The sequence below is a fragment of the Pseudomonas sp. KCJK9000 genome, assembly GCF_046230725.1.
Classification (GTDB): Bacteria; Pseudomonadota; Gammaproteobacteria; order Pseudomonadales; family Pseudomonadaceae; genus Aquipseudomonas; species Aquipseudomonas promysalinigenes.
Genome location: NZ_JBJJLN010000043.1, coordinates 23,279 through 40,108, shown reverse-complemented (window position 1 = coordinate 40,108; position 16,830 = coordinate 23,279). Strand labels below are relative to the sequence as shown.

The following is a 16,830-nucleotide window of genomic DNA, read 5'->3' as shown; positions in this document are numbered from 1 at the left end:
CCTGGTTCCAAACAGCGAGTCGTTTTGCCACGCGAACAAGGTGCATTTCGCAAGCTCAGTTTCGTCTTTACTGGAGCGATATGTTTCAAGGGGGCCTTTTCCTCTAGCCTCCTCGACAGACCACGAGCAACCCGTCAGAACCATTGCGGCTATTGCCAGACCTGCAGCACTCTTCATGCGTGACCTCCAATGGACAAAGCGAAAACTGTACCAGCAGTCACTTTGCATCGCGATGCCTCATGTAGAAGCGGGCTGCCTCGCGCCAGAATCCGCCAAATACGTCTCGCTTGGAGTCGCGCCCGTAGAGGTGATGCAGGATCCCTCCCGGTACCGGATGATGCTCGGGTTCGGTCTTGAGACGACCATCGGCCAAGTATACGCCCGCATGGTTCGCCTTTTCGGCGCGCACCTGCATGACGATCAGATCGCCTTGGCGAAGGTCGTCAGGGTCCACTGGATAGAAGTTAGCCGCCTCGAAGTTGTCAGCATAGAGATCCTGGCCCTTTTCCCACCATCCATCTTCACGCTCGTAGTCGGGAAGCACGATGCCTAGTTCGCGCTGATAGTAGTCTCGCACCAACGTGTAGCAGTCCAGCACCCCGTGATGGAATGGGCGGCCAACCAGCGGCGCCTGGTATCCCGTTGGCTCGTGCACCAGATGTGATACCGGCACGCCTTCGCGCACCTCGATGATCACCCAAGGAATTGCGGTTGCCTCCATCGCGGTGCGATCCGCGGCGCTAAGCCTGGCCGATTGGCCAGGGTGGCTGTGCACCACCGCGGCGATCGTGCCTTGATCCTCGGAGTCGGCCCAGTCCTCGGCGCTGATACGGAAATCCTGCTGGGGATTCACCGCTGCGTTGGCGATCGGCAGATACTCCAGCTTGCGCCCGACCCTGACCAACAGCCCGCAGCTTTCCTCCGGCGCCTTTAGACGGGCGTGCGCGTACATGGCCGCAATGACGGCCTGCGAAATCTTCATGGGAAACCTCAGGTGCCTGCGGAAGGGAAACTGCCGTAGCGCAGCGGGTTGTGTTCGCCGAAGCGCAGCTTGCAGCCGGTCAGAGTGCCCGAGCACATGTCCCGCTCTGGATCATCAGTCGGCACATCTTTGTCGGTGGCATAGTTCGAACCGGTGTAGCCGCAGTACGCGCCGCGGTAACCACCGATCGTGAGCCATTGGCAACAGTTGGCGACGATCTGTCGACCTGGAAGTTTGCGGTCAGAGGCAATCAGGGGCGATTTCAGAGCAAACACCATCATCTCATCGTCAGCTGACTGCTTCTGGTCGATTGCGTAGGTGTCGTCCGCGAAGTGCTCCTGCGGGTCGGCCTCAGGATTTCCGCCAGGGAAGTTTGCCGCATCGAGAAAACGCCCCAGTGTGCGGTGTCGGACAATCTTCGCGTCCACCAGGTCGTCGTAGATTCGACAAAGTGCCGTGAGCAGGCCGGAGACGTTGCCCACGGACAGCGTCGGGCTGTTCTGCTGCCCCTCCCCGGTCATGCCCATGCCTTCGATCTTGATGGGCCATGGCGTGTATTCCAATCCTTGCCAATGGATCGGCCCAACCTGGGTATAGCCATGGAAATAGTAGATGTCGCCGCCCAAGGACGTCAGATCCATCTCGTAAAGTTCGACGTACTGCCCCGGCGTAAGCTTCTGGATGTCCTCGTAGATGCTCTCGGCCATCAGATCACCTGGTGGGTTTGTTCGAAGGTCGCGGTGAGCGACCACAAGTCGCCCCCCACATCAGTTGGGTTGTACGCATTGCAGGTGAAATAGAGATCGCCATCGAAGGGCGTCCTCCAGATGAAGGGCTTGTAGCCCTTCTGGGCGCGAAGAAATGACAGAATTGCGGCAATGCGGCTCTTCTTCCCGGTGAAGGTCAGGCTCCAAGACTGAGCTTCGTTGTTGATGCCATTCCCAGCGACTTGCTTGTAGCCACTCCCGAAGTTTGCAGTTCGCACAGCATTCTGAAAGGTGCCTGGGGCCGATCGATTCGGCTTCCAGGTGAATCGGTCGACCATCTGGCCCTCCTACAATGTCAACGCACCGGCCGGTTGATTGCGGTCCAGATCATCCCGCCGCGCTTGAGCTGCTTGGCGATCTCTTGCTGCGCGCCATCCTTCGCCGCCTTCGCATAGGCTTCAGCTACGGCGCCCATGTTCGCTGCACCTGCATCCGATTGCCTGCCGCCTTCGACAGAGATCTCCTGCTGAATAACCACAGGGCCGGATCTGCCTGCGCCAGATACCTGACTGGGTATCGCCTGGGGGGTGATGGAGCCCACAAAGCCACCATCGGCATAGCCGCGAGTGTTCAGTGTCTCGAGGTAATCACGCATGCCCGGCTGGCTGACCACTTCCTTGCGAAGTACAAATTCACCGCTGTGGACGATGCCTGCGGGCTCGTACTTCCCGCCATCACCCGTGTAGCCTCCACTTGAGAAACCTCCGCCATACGTCATTCCGGCGGTATTCAACTGCGGATTAAACGTAGTCGAGGTGCCGCCGACTGTGGCGGTTGTGGCTGTTGGCGCGCCACCGAGCCACGCCCCGAGCGCGCTGCTTGCAAAGCTCGAAAGGAGCCCGGATGAAGCTTGCTGTGTCGCAATTCGCGCCATATCGGCAAGGATCGACTTGGTGAAGTCTGCAAACGAAAACTTGCCAGTCATGGCGAAGTTTACGACCGCGTCCTCCATCGAGCTGAAGGCGTTGGTGAACAAGGATCTTGTCTGCCCGGCGACATCCCGGGCCTGTTCCAGGTAGTTCTGAAAGGCCGACGACGCCCCTTTGCGCCAGTCGCCCTGGGCGGCCGTCATCTGGTCGTAGTTGGCAATGGTGGTTTCCTGCAGGTCCTTCTCTGTTTTGCTCAGGGCTGCCAGCTTCTGGTTGTATTCATCGAGGCTCATGCCGCGGGAGCCGTCACCGTACTGGTTGGCCAGGTCCAGACGCTGCTGGTTCATACGGTCGGCGATGCCGTTCTGCTGATCCTGCAAGCCGCGCAGTCGATCGCCGAGCCCAAGGCCGTCAGCCGAACGCTGCCCCTGTAGCCTAAGCGCCAGGACCTGCTGGTCGAGGGCATCGGTGTAGGTCTGCACGGCCCTGGCCTGTTTGGCCAACCGGCCTTGCTCATTGGTCGCCAGCACCGAAAGCTCGGTATCGGCGTCCTTTTGCGCCTTCACCATGGCGGCCCGGGCGTCAGCGATCTTTTGGTCGAGCTGGATTCGCTGCTGGGCGCTGGTGCCGCTTCGCCCCTTGGCATCCTCCAGCGCTTTGATCTCTGCCTCGTAGGCGTTAGTGACCTCGGCCTTTTGTTGCTGGAGGATTGCGGCCCGCTGGGCTGCGTACGACTCTTGCGAGATCAGGCCGGCCTTCTGTGCCGCGTCCAGCTCCTTCTGGTGGTTCTTGTACTCGGCCAGAATGGCGCTCAGCGCGTTCTTCTGATCGTTGAACCCGGAGAGGTCGACTGACGTGGTACGCCCGGCAGGATCCTTGAACTGCTTGGCGATGTCGGCTTGCACCCGAGTGATGTTCTCGGGCTTGAGGCGCTCATCGTTCGGATTGACCTTGCGAATCGCGTCCAGAGACTTGTTGTACTCCTTCAGCGCATCGGCACGCTTCTCGGCGTTGGTCCTGGCGGACTTCTCCAGGGCGTCGATCTTGCCGATTGCCACAATGGCCGCCTGCTGCCGCTGGGCATCCAGCTCTTGAGCCCTCGCAATGGCTTGCTGCGTGTCTCGCTGCTGGATGAGAGCTTTAAGCTCAAGGTTGGCGTCGGTCAGCTTCCTCTGCGCTGCGGTGTCGTCAGGATCACCGTTCACCGCACTCTGCGCCGCCGCCAGGCGCTGCTGCGTCTCGACGATACGACTTGCGATGTCCTGGTCGCGGCCAATGTTTTTGACCGAGTCTACGGTGGCAGCAACCTCGCCCCGCAGGGCTTTCCAACCGCGCTCCCAGATCGACAGGTTCTCGGTGACCTCCTTGCTGCGGTTTTTGATGGTATCGACGTAGGTGTCGGTGAGAAGCTTCGCTGCACCGATGGTGTCGCCCTGCTCCTTAAGCGCAACGATCTGCGAGTAGGTGGAAGCAGTGAGGAAGTTGTATTGCTCGTTTAGCTCCTTGGCCGCTGCGACCGGGTCCTTGCCGATCTTTACAAACTCAGCGACGGTCTCCTCTACTGCGCGGCCTGTAGCATCCCGCCATTCAAGCGCAGCCTCAGTGATCTCGACAAAGCTTCCGGCGGCAACCTTTCCGCTACCGGCCAGCTGAGTCAGCACCTCAGCAGCGGCGCCGGTGGTCCCCACCGTGGCCGATACCTGAGCAGCCATCCCAGACAACCGGTCAGCAGTAGTGCCTGCCGCGTTGCCGGTGGTGATCAAGGTCTTCTGGAAGCCTACTGCCTCTTCGCTACCCTTGTAGTAGGCATAGCCCAGCACGCCAACGGCAGCTGCGGCGACAGTGAACGGGTTCACCAGGCCCATGATGTAGCCGCCCAGGGCCTTCACGGCCGGGCCCACGCCCCCGAACATGTCCTTGAGCTGCCCGCCCTGCTGCAACAGCACGGTGAGCGGCGCCTGGCCGCCCTGCAGGGACACCACGATGTCGGTGAACTGCGCCGGCACGCCGCGTAATGCTGCAGCCGTAGCCTTCGCGGTCATGCCGGTCTTGCTCAGCGCGATGTCGGCACCACCCAGAGCCGTGCGCGCCTGGTCGATCTTAGTCTGGTACTCGCCGAAGGTCTCCGCATCGAGCGCGCCACTGGTGCGGAAGCCCTTCAGCTTCTGCTCCATCTGGTCCAGCCGGCCCATTGCCGCGACTGTCGGGTCGATCTTACCCAGCAGCTCCTCAAGGGCCTGGCCTTCTTCCCGATGCGCGCCTGCGGCCTTCTTCGCCGCCTCCGCCTGGCGCTCCTCAGTAGCTATCAGGGCCTGGGCCCGGCTGTTGATGGCTGCCTGGCGGCTCGCACTGTCGGACAGAACGGCGTTCGCCTGGGCGGTTACCTCGGCGCTCTGCTCGGTTGCCCGGTTGAGCGATTGAACGTACTGGCTGGCCTCAAGCGAGGCCTTGGCCACGGCCAGAATCCTGGCCTGCTGCTCGTCGGCGGATTCGGCGGCGCGCCGGCCGGCCTGGGCACCGGCATCCGTGGCGCTGGTGAGCGCCTCCTGCACCTTGCCCGCCTGCGCGGCCTCAGTCCGGAACGCCCCCATGTTGGCGGCGGCGCTGCTGAACGCCGTGGAAGCGCTGGTAACGGCGCGCCCCACGGTGGCCATCTGCTGCGCCAACTCTGTCTGCTTGGCGTTGAGCGCCTGCAGCTCCTGAACGATCTGCCTGGTGTCACCCTGCAAGCTTCCCAGGGCAGTCTCCCAGGCGCGCCCGGTTCGCCCAGCCGATTCCTCGCTGCGCTTGCCGGCATTAGTCAGCTGGTCAAGGTTGTCCTTGGCCTCGACGGCATCACCGGAGTCGATCTGAAGACCGAGAGAGGCAATGGTGGTCATGATCTACTCCATCGATTCGGCCATGACGGCCAAGGCCTCAACCTCCATGACGCGGAGATCGGGGAAAATGTCGGTGAGGTCGCGGCGCTTGATGCCGAGCATCGAGGCAGTTGCGGGGATGGCGTTGTAGTCCAGGCCAGACGGGCCGCCAGAGGCCACCCGCCACTGTGTGCCCAGGGCATCGAACAGGCGGAAGGCTGGCCATGCATCTGGCCAGACCTTCACCACCTCCTCCTCGATGTCATCCGGGGTCAGTCCCAACGCCGCCAGTTGCTCGGCGGAGGGCCCGCGCTCGTAGCATGCCCGGGCCGCCGCCCTCAGTTTCCCAATCGAGCCGGGCTATAAGCGGCTTGGAACGCATCAACGACCGCCTTCGGTGCGCCGGTGCAGGTGCGCACCAGGTCAACGATGGCCTCGGCACTGAACTCGTCTTCCAGGTCCCAGCCAGTGACGATCTCGCCCAGCTGCTCGGCCTGTAGAGCGATTTCGCCTGTGGTGACCTCCTCCCAGTTCGCCCCGTCCTTCTGAGCCTTCGCCGCCCAGGCGTCGCGCGCCTTGTTCCAGCGATCGAACATCGCGGACAAGGCTACGCGATCCATGTAGCGGAACTGGAATTCCACGGGTGCCGGATCGGCGCCAATGCGCGGAACCTGCACCACAGCGGCGAACGTGGGGTTCTGCGCGATCTTGATCTTTGCCATGAGGGTTCCTTACGCGCCGGCCAGGATGCGAACAGGACGGCCCGACAGCGCGATGCTGATGGTGCGCGTCATGAGGTTGTTCCGGTCCATGGTCGGGGTGGTGGTGATGCTCACGTAGCCCGGGTAGAGGATCTGGTCGCCACCTGGAAGCTTGAGGCGCACAACCACAAGTTCCTTGCTGTCACCGTAGGTCTCGACCAGGGCGACGTAGGCCGCGCTTGGCTGGTCCTCGACGGTGATCGACAGCGTGATCGGATTGCGGTTGGTCGGGAACTGGCGGTCGTCGTCATCCTCCAGATAGCCCACGGTGAGGTACTGCTGCTCACCGCCGGCCGAAGTGAACGCAGTCACCTTGGAGATCTGCGCCCAGGCGGTAACAGGGAGGACCGAGCCTACGCCAGCGCCAGGGGTGTACTTGTCCACATTGGTGGTGTTGAGGCCTTTCAAGGCGAACGTGTCGGCAGCAACGTTTGCGGCACTGACAGCGCGGTCGGCGATGAGCGCCCAGCCGGAGCTGATCAGCAAGACGTCGCCGTTGGCGATGTCGTGATCGGCAGCGGTGGCCACTGGTGGCGCAGCATTGGTCAGGGCGGTAAAGGCGACGGCAGCGCCGAAAACGCTGGCGATTTCCAGCACAGCGCCGTTCGGCAGCGGGAATTTTGCGGCCATAGAATGTTTCCTCGTTGTTGCCCGCCGGGCGGCGGTTGGTTATGCCCCAGCGGGCGGTTGGTCCGCGACGCCGCGGTAGGTGAAGCTGGCCGGGACCGTGTAGGTCGCCGACTCGGTGATGGTTGGGCCCTGGTCCACTGGTTCTGTCACCAGGCCCTCGAAGCCGCTGTGGCTGAGCGCCGAGTCCACTCTGAAGAGACTCGAAAGCTCACCGACCAAGCTCTCGGCGGTAGCCAGAGGCTGGCCAGCCGGGCAAACAATGCTCACCTGGTAGACGCCGGTATACTCGTATGCATCGCTACCCAGGTAGCGGCAGGTAGTGCCCGCCGGCAGTTGGAAAGCCTGCAGGTAGGTTTCGTCGGGCCCGGCCTCAAAACCCTGCTCGAAGTTCGCGACCCGGATCGGGCGCGCCGCAGCCCAGCCCATCAGCTTGATCTCTATGGCCTGTCGTGCTCTTGCCTGGCTCATGCTCGGTGAATCCTGATGGCTTCTTCGACGATGCGCTGGAAGTCGGCGACGGTGACTCGCACCATGCCGCCAGGCGCCTGTGAGCTGTGGCCGTACTCCAGAGGGATGGCATACGGCAGGTTGTTGACGATGTAGGCGACCTCGCCGGCGGAAAGATCACCGGCAGCCACGAGAAGCCTGTCCAGCGTCTCGCCGGCGCTCTCGATGTCCTCGATCTCGCCTGCGGCTGGAGCGCCGGTGGTGAGCTGCCAGTTACTGCGGAAGCGCCCGCCCACGTAGCCCTGGCCAACCCTACGAACGCCAAACCCGAAGTTCTCACGCTGCTCGCGCTTGGTCAGTGGCTTGCGTAGCCGCAGGCCGCCCTTCAGATTGCCGCTCTTGGTGTAGTTGGCCTGGTCGGACGTAATGCCGGCGTTGATGGCCGCCGCCTTCGCGTTGTAGGCCGCGATCTGCTCAGCCGCGCTGCCCTGGGCCTCAACGTTCACCTTCCAGAGATCCGGGTTGCCGACCGGCGACATGGTCACCAGCCTCCGGCCGACCATGATCACGACCTCACGGAAGGTTAGGTCCATCGCCTCCTTGGCGGCCTCTGCGAACTGCTCCAGCTGGGCGGTGAATCCTCCGTCCAGGCCGTCGTAGCGGGTGGTCATGTTCGAACCACGGGCCATGGTCACTTCCTCAGTTGAATGGTCCAGGTGGCCTTGGCCGCGTCCTGTCCGACGTTCATGACTCGGTAGCCGCTGATGCGATCACCGATGGCTGGGGTAGCAGGGTCGTCTGTGACCGTGCCGCCGTCCTTCACGAACAGCTCGTTCTGCAGCGCCTTGAGGCGCACGTCTGTCGCCAGGATGCGCGTACCGTCGATCTCCCGGGCCTTGTACTGGCCGAAGACACCGCGACCGGCATAGTGCAGCGTTATCGCTGGCGTGCTGCCGCCCTTCTCAGGGTCATAGGTGCCAGGTACAGACCGGCTGCCATCGACCACCGCCACTGCGTCGGCCAGATCCGTATCGAAGGCCTGGGCCAGCTCGGCCTGTAACTCGCGTCGAAGCCCCATGTCACCCCCTGACGATCTTGACCTGGCCTGCGCCCAGATACCGCGCCAGCAGGGCCAAGGCGAAGGACTCACCAGCGCTAATGGCCTTGGACGTAGCCGAGTAGGTCTTGCTGCTCGACACGCCGTCCGCATCCACGGACTTGCTCAGCACGCCGGTTTCCTTTGCCTGGTACAGGTTGCCTGCTGCCGCCTCCACCGCCACCTCCGCGCCTGCCTGCACGACGTCGGCGGGAACCGTGTCGAACTCGGGCAGCCCCTGGTTGGTAAGCCAGGTGTTGGTCATCAGCACCGCGCGCGCCTTCTTTTCATCCGGCGCCCAGGTCTGGCCCAGCAGCGCGTCGACCTGCTCGATGCTGATGTAGGTCGTCATTACGCGGCCCCGTCCAGCAGCTTCTGCAGGTCTTCCAGGGTGGCTTCAGGCGCGAACTGGACGCCCTTTTCAGTCAGCGCAGCCTGCAGCTTTGCCTTCTGCTCGGCTTCTTCAGCGGCTTTCTTTTCAGCTGCGGACTTGCTGACCTTGGAGGCTTTGCCCTCCTTGATCGGCTCGGGATGCTCATAACCCTCCGGCGCGAACTTGGCGTCGATGATTTTGTAGCCTTTGCGACGCAGGAAGGTCTTGCGTTCTGCCGACACCGGGTGCTGCTCGTAGATGATGCTCTCGCTCATGGCGATCTCCTGAGGAAGGCGCCCCGAAGGGCGCGGTACCGGTTACTTGGTGGCGTCGCCGATGGTCATGACGCCGGCCGAGCCCTTGATGCTGCTCGCCACCAGGTCCCAGTTGGTACCAGTGGACAGCTCGGAGTTGGTCGGCGACTTGCCGCCGTTGGCGGTGTCCCAGGTGTAGCCCTTGAGGCCCAGGCCGAAGGTGTAGTCGGCCTGCATGGTGGTCTCGATGCGCTCCTTGCCGTTGGAGGTCTCGATGTTGGTGATCAGGTCGGAACCATCCATCACCATGGCAGCACCGTCTGCCAGGCTGAGGACCTTCTGCTTGTTCGGGGTGCCGGCCTCATAAAGCGCTGGAGCGTCGGTGACGATGACCGACTTGCCCAAGACGTCGACGACCAGAACACCACCGGCCTGGAACAGCTGTTGGCTGTTGGCCAGGTTCTTGCCGATCAGGGCGTGGTACTGGGCACCGGTCATGACCTGCGCGATGAGGCGGGCCGATGCGTCGCCGAACAGCGCGTGGGCGCCGTTGATGGCGATGTAGTCGACACCGGCGGTAGCGGACACGTCGTTGATCGCGCTCGGCTGGTTGCCAATGGCCGCCACCAGAGCGGCAATGGCGGTGTTGAGCTGATCCGAGACGATGGCCTCGGACAGGTTGCGACTGATGACCTCCAGCGCTTCCTCGGGGTTCTTTTGCACCCAGGACAGCTGTGCAGGCTCCCACAGGATCGGGCCGAAGCCGCCGGCGATCTTCACCGAGTCGTACTGCTTCTGCGACAGCGGGGTCGCGGACTGGTTGCCGTTAGCGGCGTAGCGATCGACACGACGCTGAGCGCCGTGCAGGCCCGCCCAGAACGATTCCTGCAGGAAGTCACCGTCGATGCCCTGAGTGGTCAGGCGGATCGCACCAGCCGAGGCTGCGTTGAACTTGTCGACGTCCTGGGTCAGGGTTTCGATGGTGGCGTGGCGAAGGTACTCGTTGAACACCTTCATGTTCGAAAGGGCCATTGGGCCTCCTTATTCGCTTGCGATCAGGCCCTTCATGGCTTCCAGGCGCTCTGCCTTGGTGCCACCGAAGTTGCCCTTTGTGGTTTTGGTGCCACCACCGCCGTTCGGAGCGCCGCCGCCATTGGCACCGGAGCTCTTCAGGATGTGGTCGCGATGGGGGTACTGCGAGACGAGGGTTTCCAGCGCTTCGTTGAAGTCGGCCAGCTCACCCGGTCGGCTGCGGCTGAAGATCTTCTGGCCCTGGGCGTCGTAGGCGACCACCTTGCCTTCTTCGATCTTGAAGCTGTTGCCGAACGTGGCCTGGACCATGTCAGCCGGCACCGCCATCTTCTCGGCGATGAACTGCGAGCGGGCGAAGCTGCCACCGATCTTCTCGGCATACAGCTGCTGCTCGAAGCCCTGCGCCTTGGTGTTGGCTTCATCCAGCTGGGTCTGGAAGGCCTTGCTGATCTCGCCTTTCACCTTCTCGATCTCGCCGGCATCCACCAGCTTCTTGGCGTCGAGGTTGGCGACGATTTCCAGCGCCTTCTTGGCGGCCGCAGCATCCTCGATGCCTTCGAACGCCTTGACGGTTTTCTCGAAGCCGTCGGCACGCTCGCGGTGCGACTTGGCTTCGGCATTCAGCCGGGTGATGGTGTTGCGGGTACCCACGGCATCGAAGGCGACTTCTTTGCCATCGTCTTCAACGAAGACCGGCTTGCCATCTTCGATCACGGCGTACTGCTTGCCATCCACTTCAACGGTCTTAAGTTTCATGTCGTCTCTCTGGGCCATCCGGCCAGTTGATGAGCCATCCGGCCCCAGTTGCGCCCCGTCCATCCGAACCGCAGGCAGAAAAAAGCCCCGGCATTGGCCAGGGCTGTTGGTTGCAAAGTTGGAAGCTAGAGGTAGGATCCGCGGCTCGTTTACCAGAGAACCTTGGAGCTTCAAATGGATTTGGGCGCATCCACCACCGCCCGATGGACAATAGCCATCGGACTTCTTGGAATAATCGCCAGCGGTTGCGCAGCAGGGCTGACGTATTACGCCAGCTACCTCTCCACTCACCAGGCCGCCATTGAGACTTGCATGCGTCGAGTCGACAAACAGGAGGCTGTCATTAGGGAGAAGTCCGAGGCTGTGTTGGGCTCAATCGGGGCTTTCGGCAGCAAAATCCAGGCGCCCGACAGCACTAAAGACAAGGAAGCACTCTTCCACGTTCTCGGTCAGGCAGTGGTGGAAAGCTCAATGCGCCTCGTAGCATATGCACCACCAGAGCTAGTTGTTCCAACGCTCAAGCTTGCGGCCACTGTTCAAATAGGGCTTATGGCGGAGACGACCGAAGAGAAGCTTCAATCGCTATCGTTGGCCCCCACAGCAATGCAGGATTGGCCGAAACAGTATTTTTCTCTGATGGAAAAATTCGAAAATCGAAGGAAAGACTGCTTCAAATAGCAGCGCGCCACGAAATCGATCCTCTAGGTTTCGTGGCGCGCGGTTACTTGAAACGCGCCTGCAACTGCGCGAGCGTAAGGAGCTTCCCCTTGTCGTTGTAGAACGTGCTTAGCTTCAGCCCGCCTTCACGCATCAACCGGCCACGCTCCGGGCCTAGGATGTCATCCTGGCGTGCTGCTGACTGCTTGTTCAGCCATTCGGCATAGGTGGTCGACTCCGGCACCTGGCCGTCCATGCTCGCCCGGGTTGCGCCGTCGCTAAAGCCCAGGGCCTTAGCGCTCTTGAGCACCGGAACCTTCGAGGATCGGCAGCAGAAGTGGATGCGCCCGGGCCCGGCCAGCCACGGGATCGTGTGGCCTATGGGCTTGTAGGTGCCCAGCGTGTACGGCAGGCGGTCACGTATCCGGCAGTCGCTTGATGTGTGGTTGTCCAGCGTACTGAGCCACTCAACGTGGCTGATGATGTCGCTGTTCGCCTCATACGCTGCGTCGCTGGCCGTTTCAGCCGTGTGGGAAACCGCAGACCGCACTACCGCCTCAACGTCGCGCCTGATCTTCTGGAGGGCCCCGTCGGCGTATTGCTGAGCCCGGCTGCCAATGACCGTGCGGACGATCTCGGCAGTGGTACGCCCCTCGACCACGCCCGAGCGCACGGCATCGCGCACTGCGGCAGCGCGGCTGGACTCGATGCCGGCCATCCACTCCCTCAGCAGGCGCCCTTGGAATGGTCGAGCCTGGGCGATCGCCTTCACCGCGCTGAACGCAGGGGAGACGACCGGGTACGCCTCCTGCACTAGAGCCGGGAGAACGGTCCGCAACGCGCTCTGCTGGAACGCCAGCTCGTAACTGATCAGCCCATCGGTCACCTGGTCCATGGCCAGGCGAATCTCGATGAAGGTCTGCTGGTTGATCCGCAGCACCGCCGACAAGGCGATATCGACAGCTGCGGCCGACAAGGCGGTGCCGAGGTTGTCGATAGCCTCGATCAGCGCGGCGCGCAGGTCGGCATCCTTGCTGTTGAGGATCTTGATGATCGTCACAACCTGGCTGTTGCTCAGCCTGGACATGTCGACCTCATGCCCGATCAGCTCGTTCAGCAGCTTCTCGTTGGCCGTCTTCATCACAGCGTACCGAGGGCCGGGCCTTGGGCCTCAATCTTCGCCAGCTCATCGCCCCAGTCGTATTCGTCGCTGATCACGCCGCGGCGCTGCATCTCAGCGAACAGCGTCTCCTTGGAGATCATGCCAGCGTTGGCCATCGAGACCAGGGTTGGCAGCGAGACCTCTGGCGTGAAGTCAACGTCGTAGTTGCCGCGCATCTCGACCGTTCCTCCGTCGCCGAGGCTGCGGTACTCGGCCATGAACTGCAGTAGCTGCGCCAGACAGTCGCCGAAGTGGTTCGACATCCGCTGCAGGGGCGAAAGCTCTTGCGCCGCTTCCTCCTCCGCCTGGGTCGCGGTCTTGGTCGCGGCCTTCTCAGGCGTGAGCAGCTTGCCGCCGGCCATCCGCATCTCATCGAGCAGGTCCTGCAGCGCGGTGCGGCCGGCTTCCACGGCCTTGCCGGTGTGCTCCACGTACTTCAGGTCGCCACTGGCCGGCAGGTCGGTCAACGACCCGGTGCCGACCTTGAACTCCGGCGGAACCGGCTTTCCCTGGTCGGTGAACTGCATCTGTACGCCGATGCGAGCCAGAATCGGGACGCGGATGACGTGCAGGATGTTGTCCTGGTCGCTCTGGCTCTGCCAGTGCTTGACGTTCAGGTGGGCAAGCTCCAGCAGCGGCGGCTTGGCCGTCATGAAACCGGTGCGCCCGGTGTAGAAAGTCGCCCATGGGATGCGGTCCAGGCTGGTGGTGCCCTGCTCGTGGAGCGCCCAGACCGCCTTCGACGTTGCGCGGCGGTAGGTTCGCCACCCGCCAGGGATCAGAACGCGGATCTGCTCGACGCACTTGGCGCCGAACTCGCCATCCTCCTCCTCGACCACCTCACGGTAGCGGACCATGGTCAGCACGCCGCCCTTGGAGCGCCAGCCCAGCACCTGGGATGGCTTCACCATCACCACATAGGGGCGGACGCCAGCGGCTTGCTCTTCCGCCTTCGTCTTCAGTCCATCAACTGACGGATGATCGACGAATGCGTGGCAGATGCCGTGGCTCAAACCCTCGCGGAAGAATTCGACAGCCCACGAGTTCAGGTCATTGCCGGCCCGGTCGATGTCCGTCGCCATGGCGACGATGTCCTCGGGCACGCCGTCGCCAAGCTGCAGGGGCTCAGCGAACACCCTGGCAGTCATGTTTCCGACCGTCTCAGAGTAGGCCGGCAGCAGCGTCGAGAGGCGCAGGCGCTCCCGGTAGCCTTCGTCCGACTCGGCTGGGTACTGCGGCAGCAGCTTCTTGCCCACTGCCCGCATCGCCATCGTCCCGCCCATGAGCGGCGAGATCACAGCCCAGTACCCGCGCATCTCATCGACGGCAGGAAGCGTGATGCTTGGGTTATCGCTCATGGTCACATTCTCAAGGATTGGGTCACGATCACTGGTTTGACGATCGGATAGTCATGGTGGATGAAGTAGCCGCCAGCGTCGTTGGCGTGGTCGTTGCCCTGGCTCTTGTCTGGCTCACCCGTTGGCGCCCAGATCTGCTGCTCCAGGCAATCGGCGTAGGTTGGGCAGAGATCTGTGTTGACGCGATAGCGGCGCTCCCCCGCCGAGTTGCAGAACATGGCGTTCATGGCGTTGATCCGGTCTTTCACCGGCGGGTTCGCCTCCGGCGCCATCACGGTGAATCCGGCCTGGCGCAGCAGCTCAAGGTCAGTAGTGCTCGCATTGACCGATTTCCGACCTTTGCCCGAGGCATCGGGGAACATCAGAATTTCGCGCGTCTTGTGGTATTTGCCCTCGGCGTACAGCCAGTAGCGCTCCTTGATCTGGCGGATCATGTCAGGCGTGTCGTAGCCGTTCATGATCTCGCCCACTGCATGGGGCATGCCCAGGCGCTTGACGTGGACGATGGCCGACATCTTGCCGACGTTGAAGTCCATGCCCACAAAGATCGGCTCGCCGGGCTGCACTGACTCCTGGCTGCCGTTCAGCTTGCGGTTGTAGGCGGTGTAGATCGACCCGGAGTTCAGGTTGACGAACTGGCCGTTCAGATAGGCCAGGATCAGCTGCTCCGGGTAGGAGTCCATCAGGGATGGGATGTAGTCAGGCGGCAGGTTCAGCTCGTTGTCGAACGTGCTGGCCTGCACCAAGCCATACATGCCCTGCATCGCTGGCTTCTCGCGCAGCTGCTTCACGAACTGCTGGTAGACGAACTTGAACCCCTCGGGGGTCGTGGTCACGTCTACGCCATTCTTCAGCCCGGGCACGTTGTAACGCATCCTGGCAATAATCTTGCGCCAGGCGTGCTCAGCCTTCAGCGCGGGCAAAACGTCGAGTTCATCTACCAACGCGTGCCCGATCTTGAAGCCCACGATGGTCTGCGGCTTTTCCATCGAGCGGCAGATGGTCGTGCTGCGATACTGGCCACCGCTGTAGAACTCGACCTCCTTGTCGCTCTCCTTCGTCTTGACCTTCAGGCCCCAGTCGAAGGCGACCTCCTCGATGGTCGGGAAGAAGATGTCGCGGATCTGCGGGTAGGTTGGGGCGAAGTAGCCGGAGTTAATCCGGGGCCACTCCCACACGTGCTTGCAGATTCCAGCGCAGCCTACCCAGGTCTTTCCTGAGCCGAACCCGGCCACGAAGCCGCGGAACTTGTGCTCCATCTGGAGGAAGCGCGCCTGAGGGACGTTAAGCGTCGGCATCTGGCTTCCTCGCGTTCACGACCTCAACCCGAATGCTGGTCGGTGCCACGTTGTCCTGAGGCACGTCAGCTTTGGTCTGGCGGTTCACGTAGACATCACCGACTTCCTTGGCTGCCTGCTCCAACAATTGGGCAGTAAGGGCGAGGTTGCGCATGTTCTCGGCCTTCTCGGCCATCCTGCCCAGTGTGCGGAGTCGATATGCCCGGTTGGCGATGGGTATCTCTGCCGTCTCTTCGCGGAAACGCTTGCGGGTGTCCTCGAACAGCACCACCCAGCGCTTGGCCAGGCGCTGTGCTGCGCGCTTGGTTGGATCATGGCTCTCTACCGACTGGCGGCTGACCTCGATCCCGAATTCGTTTTTGACGGCCTCTGCCACCTGAGATGGCGTATCGAAGCAGGCCAGCGCCTGAACGATGAAGGCCTTCACCTCGTTGCTCAGGGCTGCCATAGATTGGGTTCCGTCAAGCGCCTGTCAAAACTACGCCGACTTCAGCAGGCAGGTTCCACAGGCCCTCGCAATGTTGATTTTGGCCACCTCGAGCGGCCTGCTTGCAGCGTCTATCAGCTGCTGTACGTCGTGGCTTGGACCGTACCGGCGGACCACACCGACGAACTCTTCGACGTCATGTCCGCGCATCTCAAGCTTGGGCATACCGTCATCACCGAACGCCGGGGCGCCGTACTTATCGAGCTTGTGTCCGATGTGATACAGCTCGTGCTCGACCAGGGCGCAGAACTCAGCGTCGGTGCACTGGGCGCAGTAGTCGGCGGCCAGGGTGATGAGGAAGGTCGGCTCCTCGCCGAACCACTCCCGCATCTGCTGCTCTTGTCGGGCCTTCTGCCATCCGCCAGCGCGGAACATCAGCTGCTCGGCCTGGCCAAGTACCACCCGCCCCTGCTTGCCGAATCCGCTCGATGCCCACAGCACGCCAATGTTGGCGTCAATCAGGTGGGCATGCTCAGGATTATGAATGCTGCCGGTTTCGGCGAGAATCTCGCGCGAGATCCACTCCCATACCTCCGGCGCTGGCCGAAGCGTAAGCCATAACGACTCGTTTTGGTCAGCCGCCGGAACCGGTCGCCGCGATTCAATCAGGACTTGATTCTGCACTTAACACCCCATTACAGAGACGCCAACCAAGAGGACGCACAGGACATGATTGACTTCAACAACCAGCCAGGCCGCGCTGCGACTCAGCTTGCGGCTTCTATGCTACTTCTCGCAAACCGTGACAAGGCAACCGAGACCGCCATCAGCTTTGCCCGAGATCACAAGGAAGGAGCCGTTACGTTTCTTGCGGAGAATGGTTATCTGCTTACTCAAATGGAGCAAGTGCACGTCAATCGTGATCCAAGAGATTTTCTGACCCTACTGAATCCGATTACTGACTTGAAAATTCCGCACCCAGATCCAGCAAAAACACTCTTCGTTACCCGCGAAATGGCCATCGAAGCTTGCTGGAAACTTTACCAAGTGCGCCTCTAGCCCCGTAGGATCAGTCGGAAGAACCGACAGATCCGAACGGAAAG

General features: G+C 62.1%; 21 protein-coding genes. 2 read left to right on the top strand and 19 right to left on the bottom strand.

Annotation, left to right across the window (positions count from 1 at the left end; genetic code table 11):
• Window positions 1-217: 217 nt before the first annotated feature.
• The 14 genes from ACK59H_RS17695 to ACK59H_RS17630 all read right to left on the bottom strand — a co-directional run bounded on the left by ACK59H_RS17695 (window position 218) and on the right by ACK59H_RS17630 (window position 10,825).
• Window positions 218-982 carry a C40 family peptidase gene (locus tag ACK59H_RS17695; protein WP_409264730.1) on the bottom strand — a complete coding sequence of 255 codons (765 nt, stop codon included), beginning with the start codon at window positions 980-982 and terminating at the stop codon, window positions 218-220.
• 8 nt (window positions 983-990) lie between these two features.
• A complete protein-coding gene (locus ACK59H_RS17690; protein WP_409264728.1) occupies window positions 991-1,689 on the bottom strand; it encodes a phage minor tail protein L in 699 nt (232 codons plus the stop codon).
• Window positions 1,689-2,027, bottom strand: a complete 339-nt coding sequence (locus ACK59H_RS17685; protein WP_409264727.1) for a phage tail protein — start codon at window positions 2,025-2,027, stop codon at window positions 1,689-1,691. The genes ACK59H_RS17690 and ACK59H_RS17685 overlap by 1 nt, the downstream gene beginning before the upstream one ends.
• Before the next feature lie 17 nt (window positions 2,028-2,044).
• The gene (locus ACK59H_RS17680) at window positions 2,045-5,284 is read right to left on the bottom strand and encodes a phage tail tape measure protein (protein WP_409264726.1); all 3,240 of its coding nucleotides are present in this window, start codon (window positions 5,282-5,284) and stop codon (window positions 2,045-2,047) included.
• Between the two features lie 216 nt (window positions 5,285-5,500).
• Window positions 5,501-5,758, bottom strand: coding sequence for a DUF1799 domain-containing protein (locus ACK59H_RS17675; protein WP_409264725.1), 258 nt, complete (start codon window positions 5,756-5,758; stop codon window positions 5,501-5,503).
• 56 nt (window positions 5,759-5,814) lie between these two features.
• Window positions 5,815-6,198 carry a phage tail assembly chaperone gene (locus ACK59H_RS17670; protein ID WP_409264724.1) on the bottom strand — a complete coding sequence of 128 codons (384 nt, stop codon included), beginning with the start codon at window positions 6,196-6,198 and terminating at the stop codon, window positions 5,815-5,817.
• A gap of 9 nt (window positions 6,199-6,207) precedes the next feature.
• A complete protein-coding gene (locus tag ACK59H_RS17665; protein ID WP_366548640.1) occupies window positions 6,208-6,867 on the bottom strand; it encodes a phage tail protein in 660 nt (219 codons plus the stop codon).
• Window positions 6,868-6,906: 39 nt separating this feature from the next.
• Entirely contained in the window at window positions 6,907-7,335 is a 429-nt protein-coding gene (locus ACK59H_RS17660) for a phage tail terminator-like protein (protein ID WP_409264723.1), read from the bottom strand.
• Window positions 7,332-8,003, bottom strand: coding sequence for a hypothetical protein (locus ACK59H_RS17655; RefSeq protein ID WP_409264722.1), 672 nt, complete (start codon window positions 8,001-8,003; stop codon window positions 7,332-7,334). Before ACK59H_RS17655 ends, ACK59H_RS17660 begins: the two co-directional genes overlap by 4 nt.
• Window positions 8,004-8,005: 2 nt before the next feature.
• On the bottom strand, window positions 8,006-8,392 hold the full coding sequence (locus tag ACK59H_RS17650) for a hypothetical protein (protein ID WP_409264721.1): 387 nt from the start codon (window positions 8,390-8,392) through the stop codon (window positions 8,006-8,008).
• 1 nt (window position 8,393) lies between these two features.
• The gene (locus ACK59H_RS17645; protein WP_409264720.1) at window positions 8,394-8,762 is read right to left on the bottom strand and encodes a hypothetical protein; all 369 of its coding nucleotides are present in this window, start codon (window positions 8,760-8,762) and stop codon (window positions 8,394-8,396) included.
• Window positions 8,762-9,058, bottom strand: coding sequence for a hypothetical protein (locus tag ACK59H_RS17640; protein ID WP_409264719.1), 297 nt, complete (start codon window positions 9,056-9,058; stop codon window positions 8,762-8,764). Before ACK59H_RS17640 ends, ACK59H_RS17645 begins: the two co-directional genes overlap by 1 nt.
• 42 nt (window positions 9,059-9,100) lie before the next feature.
• The gene (locus tag ACK59H_RS17635) at window positions 9,101-10,069 is read right to left on the bottom strand and encodes a major capsid protein (protein ID WP_409264718.1); all 969 of its coding nucleotides are present in this window, start codon (window positions 10,067-10,069) and stop codon (window positions 9,101-9,103) included.
• Between the two features lie 9 nt (window positions 10,070-10,078).
• Window positions 10,079-10,825, bottom strand: coding sequence for a DUF6651 domain-containing protein (locus ACK59H_RS17630; RefSeq protein WP_409264717.1), 747 nt, complete (start codon window positions 10,823-10,825; stop codon window positions 10,079-10,081).
• 174 nt (window positions 10,826-10,999) lie between these two features.
• On the opposite strand from ACK59H_RS17630, the gene ACK59H_RS17625 reads away from it, so the two are divergent.
• The gene (locus tag ACK59H_RS17625; RefSeq protein WP_409264716.1) at window positions 11,000-11,503 is read left to right on the top strand and encodes a hypothetical protein; all 504 of its coding nucleotides are present in this window, start codon (window positions 11,000-11,002) and stop codon (window positions 11,501-11,503) included.
• A gap of 43 nt (window positions 11,504-11,546) precedes the next feature.
• On the opposite strand, the gene ACK59H_RS17620 is transcribed toward ACK59H_RS17625, so the two are convergent.
• The 5 genes from ACK59H_RS17620 to ACK59H_RS17600 are packed head-to-tail and all read right to left on the bottom strand — an operon-like array spanning window position 11,547 to window position 16,393.
• A complete protein-coding gene (locus ACK59H_RS17620; protein WP_409264715.1) occupies window positions 11,547-12,623 on the bottom strand; it encodes a hypothetical protein in 1,077 nt (358 codons plus the stop codon).
• Window positions 12,623-14,002, bottom strand: a complete 1,380-nt coding sequence (locus ACK59H_RS17615) for a DUF4055 domain-containing protein (RefSeq protein WP_409264714.1) — start codon at window positions 14,000-14,002, stop codon at window positions 12,623-12,625. The genes ACK59H_RS17620 and ACK59H_RS17615 overlap by 1 nt, the downstream gene beginning before the upstream one ends.
• A 2-nt stretch (window positions 14,003-14,004) precedes the next feature.
• A complete protein-coding gene (locus tag ACK59H_RS17610; protein WP_409264713.1) occupies window positions 14,005-15,300 on the bottom strand; it encodes a terminase large subunit domain-containing protein in 1,296 nt (431 codons plus the stop codon).
• The gene (locus ACK59H_RS17605) at window positions 15,287-15,748 is read right to left on the bottom strand and encodes a DUF2280 domain-containing protein (RefSeq protein WP_409264712.1); all 462 of its coding nucleotides are present in this window, start codon (window positions 15,746-15,748) and stop codon (window positions 15,287-15,289) included. The genes ACK59H_RS17610 and ACK59H_RS17605 overlap by 14 nt, the downstream gene beginning before the upstream one ends.
• A gap of 30 nt (window positions 15,749-15,778) precedes the next feature.
• Window positions 15,779-16,393, bottom strand: a complete 615-nt coding sequence (locus ACK59H_RS17600; RefSeq protein WP_409264733.1) for a putative metallopeptidase — start codon at window positions 16,391-16,393, stop codon at window positions 15,779-15,781.
• Between the two features lie 63 nt (window positions 16,394-16,456).
• On the opposite strand from ACK59H_RS17600, the gene ACK59H_RS17595 reads away from it, so the two are divergent.
• Window positions 16,457-16,786 (top strand): hypothetical protein, encoded by a 330-nt coding sequence (locus ACK59H_RS17595; protein ID WP_247283004.1) that lies wholly within the window; start codon window positions 16,457-16,459, stop codon window positions 16,784-16,786.
• Window positions 16,787-16,830: the final 44 nt, after the last annotated feature.

Excerpts from the sequence above, each read along its gene's own strand:
- ACK59H_RS17695 (WP_409264730.1), bottom strand. The coding sequence starts at position 982 with ATGAAGATTTCGCAGGCCGTCATTGCGGCCATGTACGCGCACGCCCGT.
- ACK59H_RS17690 (WP_409264728.1), bottom strand. The coding sequence starts at position 1,689 with ATGGCCGAGAGCATCTACGAGGACATCCAGAAGCTTACGCCGGGGCAG.
- ACK59H_RS17685 (WP_409264727.1), bottom strand. The coding sequence starts at position 2,027 with ATGGTCGACCGATTCACCTGGAAGCCGAATCGATCGGCCCCAGGCACC.
- ACK59H_RS17670 (WP_409264724.1), bottom strand. The coding sequence starts at position 6,198 with ATGGCAAAGATCAAGATCGCGCAGAACCCCACGTTCGCCGCTGTGGTG.
- ACK59H_RS17665 (WP_366548640.1), bottom strand. The coding sequence starts at position 6,867 with ATGGCCGCAAAATTCCCGCTGCCGAACGGCGCTGTGCTGGAAATCGCC.
- ACK59H_RS17660 (WP_409264723.1), bottom strand. The coding sequence starts at position 7,335 with ATGAGCCAGGCAAGAGCACGACAGGCCATAGAGATCAAGCTGATGGGC.
- ACK59H_RS17655 (WP_409264722.1), bottom strand. The coding sequence starts at position 8,003 with ATGGCCCGTGGTTCGAACATGACCACCCGCTACGACGGCCTGGACGGA.
- ACK59H_RS17650 (WP_409264721.1), bottom strand. The coding sequence starts at position 8,392 with ATGGGGCTTCGACGCGAGTTACAGGCCGAGCTGGCCCAGGCCTTCGAT.
- ACK59H_RS17645 (WP_409264720.1), bottom strand. The coding sequence starts at position 8,762 with ATGACGACCTACATCAGCATCGAGCAGGTCGACGCGCTGCTGGGCCAG.
- ACK59H_RS17640 (WP_409264719.1), bottom strand. The coding sequence starts at position 9,058 with ATGAGCGAGAGCATCATCTACGAGCAGCACCCGGTGTCGGCAGAACGC.
- ACK59H_RS17635 (WP_409264718.1), bottom strand. The coding sequence starts at position 10,069 with ATGGCCCTTTCGAACATGAAGGTGTTCAACGAGTACCTTCGCCACGCC.
- ACK59H_RS17630 (WP_409264717.1), bottom strand. The coding sequence starts at position 10,825 with ATGAAACTTAAGACCGTTGAAGTGGATGGCAAGCAGTACGCCGTGATC.
- ACK59H_RS17625 (WP_409264716.1), top strand. The coding sequence starts at position 11,000 with ATGGATTTGGGCGCATCCACCACCGCCCGATGGACAATAGCCATCGGA.
- ACK59H_RS17620 (WP_409264715.1), bottom strand. The coding sequence starts at position 12,623 with ATGAAGACGGCCAACGAGAAGCTGCTGAACGAGCTGATCGGGCATGAG.
- ACK59H_RS17615 (WP_409264714.1), bottom strand. The coding sequence starts at position 14,002 with ATGAGCGATAACCCAAGCATCACGCTTCCTGCCGTCGATGAGATGCGC.
- ACK59H_RS17610 (WP_409264713.1), bottom strand. The coding sequence starts at position 15,300 with ATGCCGACGCTTAACGTCCCTCAGGCGCGCTTCCTCCAGATGGAGCAC.
- ACK59H_RS17605 (WP_409264712.1), bottom strand. The coding sequence starts at position 15,748 with ATGGCAGCCCTGAGCAACGAGGTGAAGGCCTTCATCGTTCAGGCGCTG.
- ACK59H_RS17595 (WP_247283004.1), top strand. The coding sequence starts at position 16,457 with ATGATTGACTTCAACAACCAGCCAGGCCGCGCTGCGACTCAGCTTGCG.